Origin of the sequence: Neorhizobium huautlense (genome assembly GCF_030811685.1) — a bacterium.
GTDB classification, from domain to species: Bacteria; Pseudomonadota; Alphaproteobacteria; order Rhizobiales; family Rhizobiaceae; genus Neorhizobium; species Neorhizobium huautlense_A.
In genome coordinates, this window is sequence record NZ_JAUSRF010000004.1 from 78,644 (window position 1) to 94,219 (window position 15,576).

The window sequence follows — 15,576 nt, forward strand, 5'->3', positions numbered from 1 at the left end:
TTCGGGCGGCCGTTTTCGTTTGGAATATCTGCTCCGCCGGGATGCAGGAAATCTGCACAACCTGGGGTCAGGCCGCCAGTTCACGCGCCCGGTGGACACAGTCTCGACCGCCACGCTTGGCGGAATACAATGCCACATCGGCTGCACGTAGCGCGGTTTCCAGATTGCCTTTCGTCGGCAGGGCTGCCACGCCAAAACTGGCCGTGACGACAGAACCACCGGGTAGGCCGGATACGATCATCGTCCGGGCCCCGATCCTCAACGTTTCCGCGACAACGACCGCCATGGCTGGCGAGGTCTCCGGCAAGAAAACTGCAAACTCCTCGCCACCAATGCGCCCGATGATAGCGTCATCGGCAACCTGTGCCGCGATCATGGTCCCGAAAGCGCTGATCACCATGTCGCCGACATGATGCCCATAGGTGTCATTGATCGATTTGAAATGATCGAGATCGCACAGAATGACCGCATGGTGGCGCTCACCCGGTCGATTGATCTCCCGCTTCACCGCCACCTCGAAACCGCGGCGATTGGCAAGGCCCGACAGGCTGTCATGCTCCGCACGGCCACGTTCCACGGCCATGATATCGAGCGTCAGGACAGCCAGCAGCATCAGGCCGACCGCCACGATCAGCACGGCGGTAATGCTCTGCGAAACGACCGCATAATTGGTGGATACATAGGCGCTGGCCGTCGAACCCGGTCCCATGACTGCCGCCAGCGTCGCCTTTACGAGAAAATGCCCGCCGCTGACCACCAGCACGGTGGCAAGTGCTCTGTCCATCGCCGTCCGGCGCTTTGACATGAATACGTTGCCCGCCGCTGACAGCGTCACCAGCGCGTAAGGTCCCTGGTAGACAAAGCCATACCCCCACCACGAACGCGGCAGGTCGAGCACGACAAGATAGGCAGCCATGCCGGCCAAAAATACCCCTATGGCAAACCATTTGGGAAACGGCCTGTCATACAGAACCGAAACGCCCCAATGCAGCAGAACCAGCCCCGCCAAAACGGTGCCGTAGGCCGCCATGGCCCAAGGTGTCGGATTTTCGGCATAGGCAACGCCAAGTTCCGACAACATTGTCAGTGAAGCGATGAACAGGCCGGCGGAAAACAGCAGGGCAACCGAACGCCAGCGGCTATAAATCGACACGACAGCGAACACGGCGCTGAAACACAGGCCGATGAAAAAATTGACCACCAGAAATATTGCGGCAGCTGACATGGAGTATCAATCAGGCGGAAAGGATGGGACTGCACGGATCGTGCTGGCCGGCAACCTAGAGCCCGATTGAGAACAAAATATTAAAGCCGATCACAATTTGGCGGGAGCCAGAACACCACCGCTGACCGGTCTTTCAACACCCGTCGTGCCCGGGAAGGTCAAGGGCAGGCCATATAGCGAACGCACTGCCAGATAGGCCCAGGCTTCCGCCTCCATCGCGCCTCCATCGAAACCAGCCACCTCTGCTGCGATCACCGTCGCCCCTTGCCTTGCGGCGAGTTCCGTCAACTCGCGCATGATCACGTCATTCAGGCGACCTCCGCCACAAACCACATAGCTTTTCGGCGGCTCGGGCAGATGTGTCGCGGATTTGAGAATCGCCGCCGCCGTCACATGCGCCAGCGTGCGCGCGCCATCGGCAAGCGACGCCTCACCAGCCTTGGGCGGAAGAAAATCGCCGCGATCGAGGGACCGACGAAGATTTCCGGAAAAGAATGGGCTTTGCAGATACCGCTCGGCCAGAGCGGGAACCACCGCGCCGGAGGCAGCGATTCGTCCGCCCTTGTCGTAAGCCCCGCCGCCATGCGCCTCCACCCATTGGTCGATCAGCATGTTGCCGGGCCCGCTGTCGAAGGCCGAAAGCGTGCCATCGGTGCCGACAAAGGTCAGGTTGGAAATACCGCCGATGTTCACGAACACCACTGGCGCCTTGCAGTCCCTGGGCAGATTGGCGGAAAGCGCGGCATGATAGACGGGAATAAGCGGCGCCCCCTGCCCGCCAAAAGTCATGTCATTCGCGCGCATGTCGTAAACGACATCGATGCCGATTTCCTGTGCCAGCAGTGGTCCGTCACCTATCTGCACCGTCAGCGCCTCGTCCGGCCGGTGCAGCACCGTCTGGCCGTGAAAGCCGACCAGATCAATATCCGCCGGCGAAAGATCGTTTCGCGCCAGAAACGATTTGACCGCCGCCGCATGGCAGAGCGTCAGAATCTTTTCGCTCGCGCCGAGATCATCCGGTCGCTGCGTCCGTTCAGTGATCGCCTTGGCCACCGCCAGCGCACGCTTCCAGCGGTCACGCAATTGCGGATCGAAAGGCACGTAATAACTTGGGCCGCGCTCAACCCGGCTTTCACCGTCGGTGCGCAGCAATGCCACATCGATCCCGTCCATGGACGTGCCGCTCATCAGCCCGATTGCCGTTTTCATCTCAGTCATTGATGCCATCCAGAATCACTTTTGAAGTGATTATCCCAGAAAACGGTGCTAGGTGCCGTCTCGCACATAAAATCACATCCATACAGAGTAGAGAGATGTCCAGGTTCAAGTCCGATTTCCTCCGCACGCTCGATGAGCGCGGCTTCATTCACCAGATCTCCGACGAGGCAGGTCTCGACGAACTGTTCGCCAAGGAAACCGTGACCGCCTATATCGGCTTCGATCCGACGGCACCTTCCCTGCATGCCGGCGGTCTCATCCAGATCATGATGCTGCACTGGATGCAGCAGACCGGCCATCAGCCGATCTCGCTGATGGGTGGGGGCACCGGCATGGTCGGTGATCCGTCCTTCAAGGACGATGCCCGCCAGCTGATGACGATCGACACGATCGAAAGCAATATCGCCTCCATCAAGCGCGTCTTCTCGAACTACCTGACCTACGGGGAAGGTAAAAAAGACGCGCTGATGATCAACAACGGCGACTGGCTGCGCGAGATCAACTACCTCGAATTCCTGCGCGATGTCGGCCGCCATTTCTCGGTCAACCGCATGCTGTCCTTCGACAGCGTCAAGACGCGCTTGGATCGCGAGCAGTCGCTGTCCTTCCTCGAATTCAACTACATGATCCTGCAGGCCTACGATTTCGTGGAACTGAACAAGCGTTACGGCTGCCGCCTGCAGATGGGCGGCTCCGACCAATGGGGCAATATCATCAACGGCATTGATCTCGGCCACCGCATGGGGACGCCGCAGCTCTACGCGCTGACCTCGCCGCTGCTGACCACCGCATCGGGCGCCAAGATGGGCAAGTCGCTCAACGGCGCTGTCTGGCTCAACCCGGACATGCTGTCGGCCTATGACTTCTGGCAGTACTGGCGCAATACCGAGGATGCCGACGTTTCGCGCTTCCTCAAGCTCTACACGACGCTGCCGATGGACGAGATCGCCCGCCTGTCCGCCTTGGCCGGTTCGGAGATCAACGAGGTCAAGAAAATCCTCGCGACGGAAATCACGGCCATGCTGCATGGCCGCGAGAACGCCGAGCAAGCTGCCGAAACCGCCCGCAAGACCTTTGAGGAAGGCGCGCTGGCCGACAACCTGCCGTCGATTGATGTCGCCAAGAGCGAACTCGAAGCCGGCATCGGTCTGCTTGCTCTCATCGTCAAGGCCGGCCTTGCCGCATCGAACGGCGAGGCTCGCCGCCATATTCAGGGCGGTGCCGTGCGCATCAACGACGTGGCGATTTCAGACGAACGCACGGTCATCGGCTCGGGTGAAGTGACCGGTGATGGCGTGATCAAGCTTTCGCTCGGCAAGAAGAAACACATTCTCGTTCGCCCGGCGTAAGCCGCGCAACGAAAACCGACGACGAGAAGGCCGCCGCGTGCGGCCTTTTCCATATCCGCTTACTGGAATTCGAAAATCTGCCTGAACACACCGGGCGCGATGATCGACAGCGGGTTTACCGTAAGGTCCGGCTTCGAAAACTTGCCGCTCAGCTTGAAGGTGATGCCGAGCAGGCCGCGGTCGCGGCCATTGCCCAGAATGACACCGAACAACGGCAACTCGCCAAAGAGGCGGTTGAGGCCATAGGCCGGCATGAAGGTGCCGGTCATGTCCATATTGCCGCGACGATCCTTGACGACGCCCTGGAAAGTCGCACCGATCTGCTCGCCACGCACCAAGCCGTTATCCAGAGCCATCGTGCCGTTGCGATAGGCCATGCGGGCAAAACCGCGCTGGAATTTCGACGAACTGATATCGACATTGCCTCTCACGGCCGAGTTCAGGCTGCGACCACCATCGCCCGAGGGCGAATTGACCATCGACTGCAGACGCTGTTCGTTGACCACATTGAAATTGCGGATATCGACAGACCCGTTCCAGTCGCTGCCGGTCTCCGTTTCGAATTGCAGGTTCAAAAGCCCGCCGCGCATATGCGTGTAAAGGTCGGCAAACCGCGCCAGCGAACCGGCATCGCCACTGGTCAGCGAGATGATGTCACGGCCGTTGCCGCTGCGGGTCTCGCCCACGACCGCCTGACCGTTATTGGTCACGCCGGAAAGGTCCAGCCGCTTCACATCACCTTCGCGGATCGTCAAAAGCAGCGACGCATTGCGGATCGCCTCGTCATTGAACCCGATAAGCCGATCGAGTTTCAACCGCACGGTCGCACCACCCTCCGAAGGCTTGCCCGCCCCCCCGCCATCGGTTGAGCTGCGCATGCGGCTGATGACAGGGCGCAGATCGGCCGTAGCGCCGGTGACACTGATGTCATAGACGCCCTTGCTCTGTTTCAGGGCCACGGCAAAACTGTCGGCGGGCGACAGGTTCATGCTGGAAAAACTGGCAGCGGAAAGCTGGCTTCCGACAAGACTGATCTCACCGCGCGCGCCAAACCCATCGCCATCCAGCGTGAATTTTTCGATACTGGTCCGGCTGTCCGTTTTGGACAGCTCGAAACTTGCCTTGGCCGGAATGCCGCTGCCTTTCGTCCACCCCACATAGGGAATGGACAATGCCGCCTTGCCGAGATCCAGTTTGACGGCCTGATGCTTGTCATCGACCAGCGACAATTCGACGGCAACGGTGCCATCGATAATGTCGGACAGGCCCGGCACCAGTCTGTCGCGTTGGTCATTGTTCAGCGATGCGGTGATCACGCGTTCGCGCTTGACGGAGGAGCCCTTGTCGATCGGCTCGACCAGCATGATCTCGGCCGGAACGGTATCGATCCTGCCCTTGGCCTCCAGCCTCGCTGCCTGCGGATCGATATCGAGCTTGCCATCGACGCCGGTGATCTTGTGGCCTTCCATCGGCTTGGCCAGATCGACATCGCTCAGCGCCACCCGCGCCTTGAAATCCGGCTTCGGCGGGTTCTGGTCGGAAATCAGCCCGAAGCGTGCCTGCACATTGGCCGTCGCCTTGCCGGAAAAATCATCGGCCTCGAGCCCCGTCCCTCGCAAGCCGTTGACCGGTTTTGCACTTGCCAGCTCGGCAATCGCGTCGGCCTTGCCCGCAACCTTGATATCGAGATCGGCCATCAGCGGCTTCATATAGGTGTCGCCGATGCCGAACGTGCCGCCCTCGACATTGACGACCCGCCCCGAGGGAAATGTCGCGCTGGCCTTTGCAACCTTGACGCCGAGCTTTTCGCCCTTGAGGTCGAAATGGCCGCTCAGATCCATCAGAGGCGGAATGTCGCCTGGAAGCACAAGGCGATTTCCGGCAATGTCGAAGCTGATCTGTAGCTCACGCTCATCGAGATTGAGCGGTATGCCCGGCCCCTTCATGCGACCGGCGGGGATGAAGACGGCAATGGAACCGTTGGTGATGTCACCGCCGAACATGTTGGCCATCACCCAGTCACGCGGTTTGCGCGCCATCCAGAACGGCCACAGCTGCTTGACCGCCGCCACCTTCATCTCAGGCAGCTGTGCGCCAAAACTGATTTCCGGCGATACCTGACCATGCAATGTCAGTTCCAGCGATCCGGCCATCTGGCCCATCGGGCTGCTGACAAGCAGGCTGTCGATCTGCAACTTGCGCTCGCCGGACAGATAACGGCCGCCTGCCTTGAGATCGAAGACGACCCGATCCTCACCGGAATTTTCCGATTGGGTGCGTGCACCGCTCACCAGAAGATCCAGCCCCACGCCCGGCCGCTTGTCATCGGCGTTGAGACGGTCGAGGTCGACCACGGCACCGCTGATTGGCAGCACGGTCGGTCCAAGCCGGGCCTCGGATGGCAGGATCTCGATCGATTGGCGTGCAAAATTATAGGCGATATTGATCTCGGCACCCGAAAGCGCCTGCCCGACGCCGTCAAAATAGAACATGCCGGGACGGCCGAGCAGTTTTGCCCTGATCTCCTGTGTCGTCGTCTCCGTCTGGCGGGTCGCGGAAATATCGAGATCGAGCGAACCTTCCAGCCCTTCGCGCGGGCTGCCATCCGGCGCATGCTGCAGCAGGAAGGGCGTCACTTCCACACCGTTCACACGTCCCTGCAGATTGGTCGTGACATTGTTGACGGCGGTCGCCTTGATATCCAGCTGCGCCACGCGCCCGTCGAGCTCAAGCGCGCCTTCCACCCGCACCAGCCCGTCGGGCGTACGCGTCAGTTGCAGTGTCTCCACCTTGAGCACGGAAATCTTGCCATCCCGCGCCGGCGGAAAGCGGACTTCGAAACCGGAAATCGTCATGGAGCCCGTGCCGGTGCGCTCAATCAGGCCGCGCGCCTCATCGAGACGCTGAAACACCTGCTCCAAAGCCGGCGGCAGGTCATCGACACGCATGTTGGCAGGATCGAGCGGATCGCCTGCCGGCAGTACGGCGGTGTCCAAGCTAATGTTTTCCGCCTCCATATGGCGAACAGTCAGCGTGCCGGACAGCAGCGCCAGCGGATCGACCGCCATGCGCATCGCGCCGAGCCTGGTCAGGTGTTTTCCCGTCGCGACCTCTACCAGATCGACATCTCGCGCTTCGAGAGCGATTCGCCATGTGTGGTCTATCCGGATGGCGGTCGAGCCGACGGTCGCCTGATAACGCGGTCCGATGGCTCCGTTCAGCGCCGACTGCGCCTGCGCTTCCAGCGCGCCGTCGATCGTGCCCGTCTCGATGGCCGCCAGCACAAGTCCGAAGGCAACCGTCAGGAAGAGAAAAAAGGCCGCGCAATAACGCGTGACACGGCGCGCTCGCCGGCGCTCGGGCCGCGGGCAATGCACGATGATGGGATCATCCACCTGGGCCGAGGGCAATTCATGCAAGGCAACCATGTCCTTGCGCGTGAACCGCACCTTTTCTCCGCGTATCTCCGCCATAATGCTCCGGAACGAATCGAAAATGCGCCCATACCCCTGCTGGACGCGGCCGCGGCCAATATATATCGAATGCGGCAACAATCACCCCATGATGGGGCGAAAGAAAGGAAAATCATGTCTGAACTTACAATCGGTCAGCCTGCCCCCGCTTTTGCCCTTCCCCGCGATGGCGGCGCTACGGTTTCTCTCGCAGATCTGAACGGCAAAATCGTCGTGCTGTATTTCTATCCGAAAGACGACACCTCCGGCTGCACGACGGAAGCCGTTGATTTCACAGGCCTTGCCGGTGAATTCGAAAAAGCCGGAGCCGTCGTCGTCGGTGTGTCGCCGGATACGGTTGCCAAGCACGAAAAGTTTATCGCAAAACATTCGCTCTCCCTCATCCTCGCGGCGGACACCGACCAGACTGTCGCCAACGCTTATGGCGTGTGGAAGGAGAAAAGCATGTATGGCCGCACCTATATGGGCATCGAACGTTCGACCTTCCTGATCGGTCCGGATGGCGTGATCCGTCAGGTCTGGCCAAAGGTGAAGGTCAAGGGTCACGCAGCGGAAGTTCTCGCCGCCGCCCGCGCGCTTGCCGCTGCGTAACTCAGGTTTCAGGGGAGAGACAGAGAATGACCAGCGGGAAAGAAGCCGAGCAGGTGTCCCTCGATCCCGGATCGCTGCGCGGCGGGGCAACACGGGCAATCCTCTCTGCCGATCTCGATCTCAAGACGCTTCTTGCGCAGGAAACCGCCACGCGCTGGTTCGAGCGCCGCCTCTCCCTGCGCTCGCCGCTCGATCCGCCCCTGCCATTACGCCCGGGCCGCCCCGAAAAGCCGGAGCTTGTGCCGCCGCGCGCCGTCGAAAAGCGATCGCTGCACACACTCAACGGCCGCATCGCGCTCCTGCATTCCATCGCCCATATCGAACTCAACGCCGTCGATCTGGCGCTCGATATCGTCGCGCGCTTTGCCAGCGAACCGGTACCGCATTCCTTCTTCGATGGCTGGATGCAGGTGGCCTTCGAGGAAGCCAAGCATTTTCGCATGGTGCGGGCACGGCTGAACGACCTCGGCGCGGATTACGGCGACATGCCTGCCCATGACGGGCTCTGGCAGGCGGCCCATTCCACCCGCAACGATCTCACCGCCCGCCTTGCCGTCGTGCCGCTCATTCTCGAGGCTCGCGGCCTCGATGTGACGCCTTCCCTGCAGGCAAAGATGCGCGAAACCGGCGACCATGAAACCGCCGCCGTGCTCGATGTCATCTACAACGACGAAAAGGGTCATGTGGCGATCGGCGCTAAATGGTTCCGTTTCCTTTGTGCCCGCGAACGCAAGGACCCTGCCGCAACCTTCAAGGATCTGGTACGCGCCAATTTCCGTGGCTCATTGAAGCCGCCCTTCAACGATGTGGCGCGCGCCGAGGCGGGTTTGACGCCGTCTTTCTATCGATCGCTCACCTCCACAAGCCAATCCTAATAGAAAAATCCCGACAAACACTTCGCTTTACCTGCCAATAGTTTCGGATGAATACGCCGCACACGCCGTAAAGCATTCATTAACCCTAACATCGTGTAATCCCGCCATGCCGAGCGACCAGATAAACGAGTCGCAATCCGGGAGGCGAACCTTGGCTGAAGCAGGTGAAAACAGAGTATTTGGCAAGCGTGCGACCCAGCACGTGCTGATTCTCGCCTCCGGTGACAGGGTCCGCCACATGACCATCCGGCCCTGGATGACCGGCCTTGTCGCGGGCACGATCGGCCTCTTCGCTCTCGGTTACCTCGGTGCCACCGCCTATCTCGTGCTACGCGATGATCTCATCGGCGCGACCATGGCGCGGCAGGCCCGTATCCAGCACGATTACGAAGATCGCATCTCCTCCCTGCGCGCCCAGCTCGACCGCGTCACCTCGCGGCAGTTGCTCGATCAGCAGCTCGTGGAACAGAAGGTGGAAAAACTGCTGCGCCAGCAGACAGCGCTTTTTTCCCGCAACGGCAAGCTCGGATCTCTTCTCGAACGCGCCGAGGGCGCCGGCATTTCGGCAGAACCCGTATCATCGCAAGGCAAGGAAACAGCGGCAGAGGCCATCGACCGTCAGGCAGGCCTGACAACCTCTTCGATCCCCCCTGCCCGCACGGCGCTTGCCTATGCGCCAAGCGGTGAGAACATGGCCGATCGCGCTGACCGCATCTTTTCCAAGGTAACCCTGTCGCTCAAAGGTATCGAAAGCGAACAGCTCAAGACGATCGAAGGCCTGACCACCGATGCGGCCAGAAAGGCCGATTCGATGGCACAGATCATGCGCCGCACCGGTGTGGAAGTATCGGACAAACGCTCGGAGGCACAGCCGCTGGAAACGCCACCATTGCGGACCGGCGAGGTGAAGGGCGGCGTCGGCGGCCCTTTTATCGAACCCATGAAATTCGACAGGTTCAACGCGTCTCTCGATGAACTGGACACGGCGCTTACCCGCCTTGAAAGCGTCAGAGAAACAGCACTTGCCCTGCCCTATGGCAATCCGGCGCCCGGTCAGGGCATCACCAGCCGATTCGGAAACCGCCCCGACCCGTTTCTCGGCCGTCTCGCCTTCCATGGCGGCATCGACTTCCAGGCGGAAACCGGCCTCGCGGTAAAAGCCACCGGCGCCGGCAAGGTCATCACCGCCGGCTGGGCCTCCGGTTACGGCAATCTCGTCGAAATCGATCACGGCCAGGGCATCACCACCCGTTACGGTCACATGTCCCGTATCCTCGTGCGCGAGGGCCAGACCATTTCCGTCGGCGATACGATCGGCCGCGCCGGTGCGACCGGCCGTGCCACAGGCCCGCACGTGCATTACGAAGTCCGCCGCAATGGCGAGGCGGTCAATCCCATCCATTTTCTCAATGCCGGACTGAAGCTCACCACATATATGAACTGATTGCGACCTTGACGATTGCCAACCGAGCAAAGGCTTTGCTGCGTCCTTGAGGAAACAAGTCACCGTTTTATTCACTAACATTGCCGTCAGATGGTCGCATTTCTTGACTTGACGTCTTTTTGATTTTATGTGGCCCGCATCGTCGGGCAGGACTAAGACCCGACTCACACGTGTTCGCACCGAACCGGAACGGGAAACAACCTCCCTTTGACGACATTTGCTGATCTTGGCCTGAGCCAGAAAGTCCTTTCCGCAGTCACCGACGCGGGCTACACCACGCCCACGCCTATTCAGGCGGGTGCCATTCCGCCTGCCCTGCAGCGCCGCGATATCCTTGGCATCGCGCAGACAGGTACCGGTAAGACTGCATCCTTCGTATTGCCTATGCTGACGCTGCTCGAAAAGGGCCGCGCCCGCGCGCGCATGCCGCGCACCCTGATCCTCGAGCCTACCCGCGAACTCGCGGCACAGGTCGCCGAGAATTTCGAGAAATACGGCAAGAATCACAAGCTCAACGTGGCTCTGCTGATCGGCGGCGTTTCTTTCGAGGAACAGGACCGCAAGCTGGAGCGTGGCGCCGACGTTCTGATCTGCACGCCCGGCCGCCTGCTCGACCACTGCGAGCGCGGCAAGCTGCTGATGACCGGCGTCGAGGTTTTCGTTATCGACGAAGCCGACCGCATGCTCGACATGGGTTTCATCCCGGATATCGAACGCATCGCCAAGATGATCCCGTTCACCCGCCAGACGCTGTTCTTCTCGGCCACCATGCCGCCGGAAATCCAGAAGCTGGCCGATCGCTTCCTGCAGAACCCGGAACGCGTCGAAGTGGCAAAGCCCTCCTCGACCGCAAAAACCGTGACGCAGCGCATCGTCGCCTCGCACAACAAGGATTACGAGAAGCGCGCGGTGCTGCGCGATCTCATCAAGGCGCAGGACGACCTGAAGAACGCCATCATCTTCTGCAACCGCAAGAAGGATGTCGCCGACCTGTTCCGTTCGCTCGACCGCCACGGTTTTTCCGTGGGCGCCCTGCATGGCGACATGGACCAGCGTTCGCGCACCACGATGCTCGCCAACTTCAAGGACAACAAGCTGACCCTGCTCGTCGCCTCCGACGTTGCAGCGCGCGGCCTGGATATTCCCGACGTCAGCCACGTCTTCAATTTCGACGTGCCGATCCACGCGGAAGACTATGTTCACCGCATCGGTCGCACCGGCCGCGCCGGTCGTTCGGGCAAGGCATTCACGGTCGTAACCAAGTCGGATGCAAAATATCTCGATGCCATCGAAAAGCTGATCAACGAAAAGATCGAATGGCTTTCCGGTGACCTTTCGGAACTCGGCGCACCGATGGAGAGTTACGAGAGCGGCGACAAGGGTCGCAAAGGCCGTGACCGCGATCGTGGTCGCGACAAGGACAAGGGCCGTGAACGTGGCGGCCGCCGGTCTTCGGGCAATACGTCTTCCAGTCATTCGGATGACACCAAGACCGTCGAGAATACGCGCCAGCCGCAAGAATCCGTTGCCGAAACCACAAGGACCGAAGTCGTGAACGCCGAGCCAAAGCAGGATACCCGCAGACAGCAGAACGGGTCTCGCAATGCGCGTCCGTACCCGGCAAATGACGATAACGGTCGCGAGCAGCAGCGTCGCCAGCGTCATCACCGTGACCACGATGACGGCCCGACCCCGGTCGGTTTCGGCGACGACATCCCGGCCTTCATGCTGATTGCCGCCAAGGCCTGATCGGTCTTCACGCAATGGCATTCCCCGGCATCGATTTTCCAGGAGTCGGCTGCGGCCTGATCATTCAGCGCGCCGACGGCAAGGTCCTGCTCTACCGGCGCGTCAAGGCGCCGGAAGCTGGCCACTGGAATATCGTCGGCGGCAAAGTCGATCAGATGGAGCATTCCTCTGAAGCCGCCCGCCGCGAGGCTGAAGAAGAGACGGGCCTGAAAATAGGGGCCGTCGATTTTCTCTGCACGATCGAAGCCCTTGTCGAGGCAGATCGACAGCACTGGATCTCGATGATCTATGTTGCCCGCGAATTTTCCGGTGAGCCGCAACTGACCGAGCCGGACAAACTGTCCGAAAAGGGATGGTTCGATCTTTCCGACCTGCCGCAACCGCTTTCGATGTTTTCCGAGCAGGCATTCGCCGCCCTGAAGAATGTCAGAACCGCATAAGATCACGGGATTATGCCGCAACCGTTGCAGTGCGGGATTGATTGGCGATTGACCCTTTCCTACCCAAAAGTTAAACAGTCGCCGCAACTGGATGCCTCAAAGCGCTAGCGGAGCTTGAATGCACAAGACGAGAAAGGCTGCACGGTCCTTTCGCGCGGATGGTCTTGCCATCCTGACGCGCTGGCCCACGCTTGTCGCCTTTCTGCTGATCGCCGCGTTTTCCGGCGCCGGTTTCCATTCCGCCAATTCCATGCTGCAGCAATATCGCCAGCTGTTCGACAGCGAAGGCGGCGATAACACATTGCAGATCGCCAATCGCGAACAGCCGCGCCTCGCGGTCGTGACGGCGGTTTCGGAAAAACAGCAATCCACATGGCAGGGCATGGCTGACGGTATTCTACCGTCATCTGTCGCTCTCAACCATCCGCTCGATGCGTGGCTCGGCGCCATTGCCCCTCGCCAACAGCAGCTTTCGCAGTTCACGGCCCTCGCCTCCGCGCGCGGCCCGCCTCGTCTTTCGTGACGCCCTTATCGCTCACGAACTGAAAACAAGCGCTTCCTGACGGCACAAGCGGTGCCCTGCGCGTAACAGGACCAAATATATGAGAAATTCCCGCTGGCTGGTGGCGACCTATATCGCCATCATTCTGGTCGGCACGCTGGTAGCGCTGCCGAACATCCTGTCACCTTCCATGCTGTCGCGCCTGCCTTCTTGGCTGCCGCACACGCAGGTTTCCCTCGGCCTCGACCTGCGCGGTGGCTCGCACCTCGTGCTTGAAGTCGATCGCGCCGACCTGATCAACGAGCGCCTGCAAAGCCTCATGCAGGATAGCCGCCGCGTCCTGCGCGACAAGCGCATCGAAACTTCGGCAATCCGCCGCAACGGCGACAATATCACCGTCACGCTGCGCGACCCGGCAACACGCGACGCCGCCGTTACCGAGCTGCGCACGCTCTCCAACCCGGTCAGCCTGGCAACTGCCATCGGCCAGAGCGATCTCAACGTCGCCACCCCGCGCGACAACACGATCACGCTCAACTACACCGATGCCGGAATCAACCAGTACATCACCAACGCCGTCGAGCAGAGCCTGGAAATCATCCGCCAGCGTGTCGACCAGGTCGGTGTTGCCGAACCGACGATCCAGCGCGTCGGTTCCGATCGTGTTCTCGTCCAGCTTCCGGGCGAACAGGATCCGTCGCGCCTGCGCCAGTTGCTCGGCTCCACCGCCAAGATGAGTTTTCACCTTCTCGGCAACCAGGGTGAACCCGGCGTCACCATGATTGCCGACGAACAGGGCCAGCAATACCCGGTTCTCGACCGTGTCGAACTGTCGGGTGACCACCTGACCGACGCCCGCGCCGCCTTCGAACAGCAGTCGCAGCGTCCCATCGTCACCTTCCGTTTCGATAGCTCGGGTGCGACCCGGTTTGCCCAGATTACCCAGCAGAATGTCGGCCGTCCGTTCGCCATCGTTCTCGATAACAAGGTCCTGAGCGCACCGGTCATCCAGACGCCGATCACCGGCGGTTCGGGCCAGATTTCCGGCAATTTTTCCGTACAGGAAGCCAATACGCTCGGCGCCCTTTTGCGCGCCGGTTCGCTGCCGGCCAAGCTGACCGTCATTGAAGAACGTACCGTCGGTGCCGACCTCGGTTCGGACGCCATTGAAATGGGTATCTTCACGGGTCTCATCGGCTTCGCGGCCGTCGTCGCCTTCATCTTCTTCCTTTACGGAAGCTGGGGCATTCTTGCCAACTTCGCGCTCGCCATCAACGTCATCCTCACCTTCGCGGGCCTGACGCTGATCGGTTCTACGCTGACGCTGCCGGGCATCGCCGGTATCGTGCTGGGCATCGGCCTCGCGGTTGACGCCAACGTTCTCATCAACGAACGCATCAAGGAAGAAACCCGCAAGGGCAAGAGCGCCTTTGCTGCCATCGACGCCGGTTTTGCCCGCGCCTATTCCACCATTGTCGACAGTAACGTCACGGCGCTGATCGCCACCGTTCTGCTCTTCTGGTTCGGCTCCGGCCCGGTTCGCGGTTTTGCCGTCACCATGGGCCTCGGCATCATGATCTCGATGTTCACCGCAGTTTCCGTCGTGCGCGTGCTGATGATCGCCATCACCGCCCGCAAGAAGCTGAAGGTAATCAACATCAAGCCGCTTCTGCCGATCAATCTCGTTCCGGATGGCACCAATATCGCCTTCATGAAGGGACGTTTCATCGGCATCGGCATCTCGGTCATCCTGTCGATCGCCTCCATCGCTCTGTTCTTCAAGCCGGGCCTCAATTACGGCGTCGACTTCCAGGGCGGTATCCAGATGGAAGTCGTCACACAGAACGAAACCGACCTTGCAGCTTTCCGTTCCGGCCTGAACAGTCTTGGTTTCGGCGAGGTCGCGCTGCAGGAATTCGGCAGCAACAACCACATCCTCGTGCGCGTCGAGCGTCAGGAAGGTGGCGAACAGGCACAGACCAACGCCGTTGAGGCGCTGAAGGCCGAAGTCGTGAAGATCGACCCGACTGCAAAGGTCGAGCGTACCGAGGTTGTCGGTCCGAAAGTATCGGGCGAACTTGCAATCGCCGGCTTCCTGTCGCTGGCGCTCGCCGCCATCGCCATGACGATCTATATCTGGGCGCGTTTCGAATGGCCGTTCGCGGTCGGCGCCATGATCACGCTGATCCTCGACGTCACCAAGACGGTCGGCTTCTTCGCGATCACCGGGCTGGACTTCAACCTGACGGCCATCGCCGCCGTGCTGACGCTGGTCGGTTATTCGGTCAACGACAAGGTCGTGGTTTATGACCGCATGCGTGAAAACATGCGCCTCTACAAGAAGATGCCGTTGCGTGAACTGATCGACAAGTCGATCAACGAAACGCTGGCCCGAAGCCTCTACACGTCCGCAACAGCCTTCCTTTCGCTGTTGCCGATGGCCATCTGGGGCGGCAGCGCCGTCTCCAGCTTCGCCATCCCGATGGTGTTCGGCATCGCGGTTGCGGCTCTGTCCTCGGTCTTCATCGCTGCACCGATCCTGCTGTTCCTCGGCGATTGGCGCAAGGCCCACGGCAAGGGCATGATCGCTGACGAGACGGAAGAAACCGAAGCCGGCAAGACCGTCGTCGCTGCCAAGCCGTAAGTCGGCAGGCAGACGCCACGAACCAAAGGCCGTCCGCAAGGGCGGCCTTTTTTCGTTCCAACCATC

Annotated in this window: 11 protein-coding genes; 8 read left to right on the forward strand and 3 right to left on the reverse strand. The window is 60.6% G+C overall.

The annotated features are described in order from the left end of the window. Positions 1-67 precede the first annotated feature (67 nt). On the reverse strand, positions 68-1,225 hold the full coding sequence (locus J2T09_RS06975) for a GGDEF domain-containing protein (RefSeq protein ID WP_306832626.1): 1,158 nt from the start codon (positions 1,223-1,225) through the stop codon (positions 68-70). A gap of 90 nt (positions 1,226-1,315) precedes the next feature. Further along, positions 1,316-2,443, reverse strand: coding sequence for an anhydro-N-acetylmuramic acid kinase (locus J2T09_RS06980; RefSeq protein ID WP_306832628.1), 1,128 nt, complete (start codon positions 2,441-2,443; stop codon positions 1,316-1,318). Positions 2,444-2,538: 95 nt separating this feature from the next. On the opposite strand from J2T09_RS06980, the gene tyrS reads away from it, so the two are divergent. Continuing rightward, positions 2,539-3,792, forward strand: coding sequence for a tyrosine--tRNA ligase (tyrS, locus tag J2T09_RS06985; protein ID WP_306832629.1), 1,254 nt, complete (start codon positions 2,539-2,541; stop codon positions 3,790-3,792). Positions 3,793-3,851: 59 nt separating this feature from the next. Here tyrS and J2T09_RS06990 read toward each other — a convergent pair whose 3' ends face one another. Continuing rightward, positions 3,852-7,265, reverse strand: coding sequence for a YhdP family protein (locus J2T09_RS06990; RefSeq protein WP_306832631.1), 3,414 nt, complete (start codon positions 7,263-7,265; stop codon positions 3,852-3,854). Between the two features lie 114 nt (positions 7,266-7,379). On the opposite strand from J2T09_RS06990, the gene bcp reads away from it, so the two are divergent. The 7 genes from bcp to secD all read left to right on the forward strand — a co-directional run bounded on the left by bcp (position 7,380) and on the right by secD (position 15,510). Beyond that, positions 7,380-7,856: a thioredoxin-dependent thiol peroxidase gene (gene bcp, locus J2T09_RS06995; protein ID WP_306832633.1), complete on the forward strand. Its 477-nt coding sequence runs from the start codon at positions 7,380-7,382 to the stop codon at positions 7,854-7,856. 26 nt (positions 7,857-7,882) lie between these two features. Next, complete coding sequence (locus J2T09_RS07000; RefSeq protein WP_306832635.1) at positions 7,883-8,731, forward strand: ferritin-like domain-containing protein; 849 nt, start codon at positions 7,883-7,885, stop codon at positions 8,729-8,731. Between the two features lie 151 nt (positions 8,732-8,882). Next, positions 8,883-10,175: a M23 family metallopeptidase gene (locus tag J2T09_RS07005; RefSeq protein ID WP_306832637.1), complete on the forward strand. Its 1,293-nt coding sequence runs from the start codon at positions 8,883-8,885 to the stop codon at positions 10,173-10,175. A gap of 207 nt (positions 10,176-10,382) precedes the next feature. Continuing rightward, positions 10,383-11,924, forward strand: coding sequence for a DEAD/DEAH box helicase (locus J2T09_RS07010; protein WP_306832639.1), 1,542 nt, complete (start codon positions 10,383-10,385; stop codon positions 11,922-11,924). A gap of 14 nt (positions 11,925-11,938) precedes the next feature. Then, on the forward strand, positions 11,939-12,364 hold the full coding sequence (locus J2T09_RS07015) for an NUDIX domain-containing protein (protein WP_306832642.1): 426 nt from the start codon (positions 11,939-11,941) through the stop codon (positions 12,362-12,364). Between the two features lie 118 nt (positions 12,365-12,482). Next, positions 12,483-12,887, forward strand: a complete 405-nt coding sequence (locus J2T09_RS07020; RefSeq protein ID WP_306832644.1) for a hypothetical protein — start codon at positions 12,483-12,485, stop codon at positions 12,885-12,887. A 79-nt stretch (positions 12,888-12,966) separates the two neighbouring features. Next, positions 12,967-15,510: a protein translocase subunit SecD gene (secD, locus tag J2T09_RS07025; RefSeq protein WP_306832645.1), complete on the forward strand. Its 2,544-nt coding sequence runs from the start codon at positions 12,967-12,969 to the stop codon at positions 15,508-15,510. Positions 15,511-15,576 lie beyond the last annotated feature (66 nt).

Excerpts from the sequence above, each read along its gene's own strand:
- secD (WP_306832645.1), top strand. The coding sequence starts at position 12,967 with ATGAGAAATTCCCGCTGGCTGGTGGCGACCTATATCGCCATCATTCTG.
- J2T09_RS06980 (WP_306832628.1), bottom strand. The coding sequence starts at position 2,443 with ATGACTGAGATGAAAACGGCAATCGGGCTGATGAGCGGCACGTCCATG.
- tyrS (WP_306832629.1), top strand. The coding sequence starts at position 2,539 with ATGTCCAGGTTCAAGTCCGATTTCCTCCGCACGCTCGATGAGCGCGGC.
- J2T09_RS07020 (WP_306832644.1), top strand. The coding sequence starts at position 12,483 with ATGCACAAGACGAGAAAGGCTGCACGGTCCTTTCGCGCGGATGGTCTT.
- J2T09_RS07015 (WP_306832642.1), top strand. The coding sequence starts at position 11,939 with ATGGCATTCCCCGGCATCGATTTTCCAGGAGTCGGCTGCGGCCTGATC.
- J2T09_RS06975 (WP_306832626.1), bottom strand. The coding sequence starts at position 1,225 with ATGTCAGCTGCCGCAATATTTCTGGTGGTCAATTTTTTCATCGGCCTG.
- J2T09_RS07000 (WP_306832635.1), top strand. The coding sequence starts at position 7,883 with ATGACCAGCGGGAAAGAAGCCGAGCAGGTGTCCCTCGATCCCGGATCG.
- bcp (WP_306832633.1), top strand. The coding sequence starts at position 7,380 with ATGTCTGAACTTACAATCGGTCAGCCTGCCCCCGCTTTTGCCCTTCCC.
- J2T09_RS06990 (WP_306832631.1), bottom strand. The coding sequence starts at position 7,265 with ATGGCGGAGATACGCGGAGAAAAGGTGCGGTTCACGCGCAAGGACATG.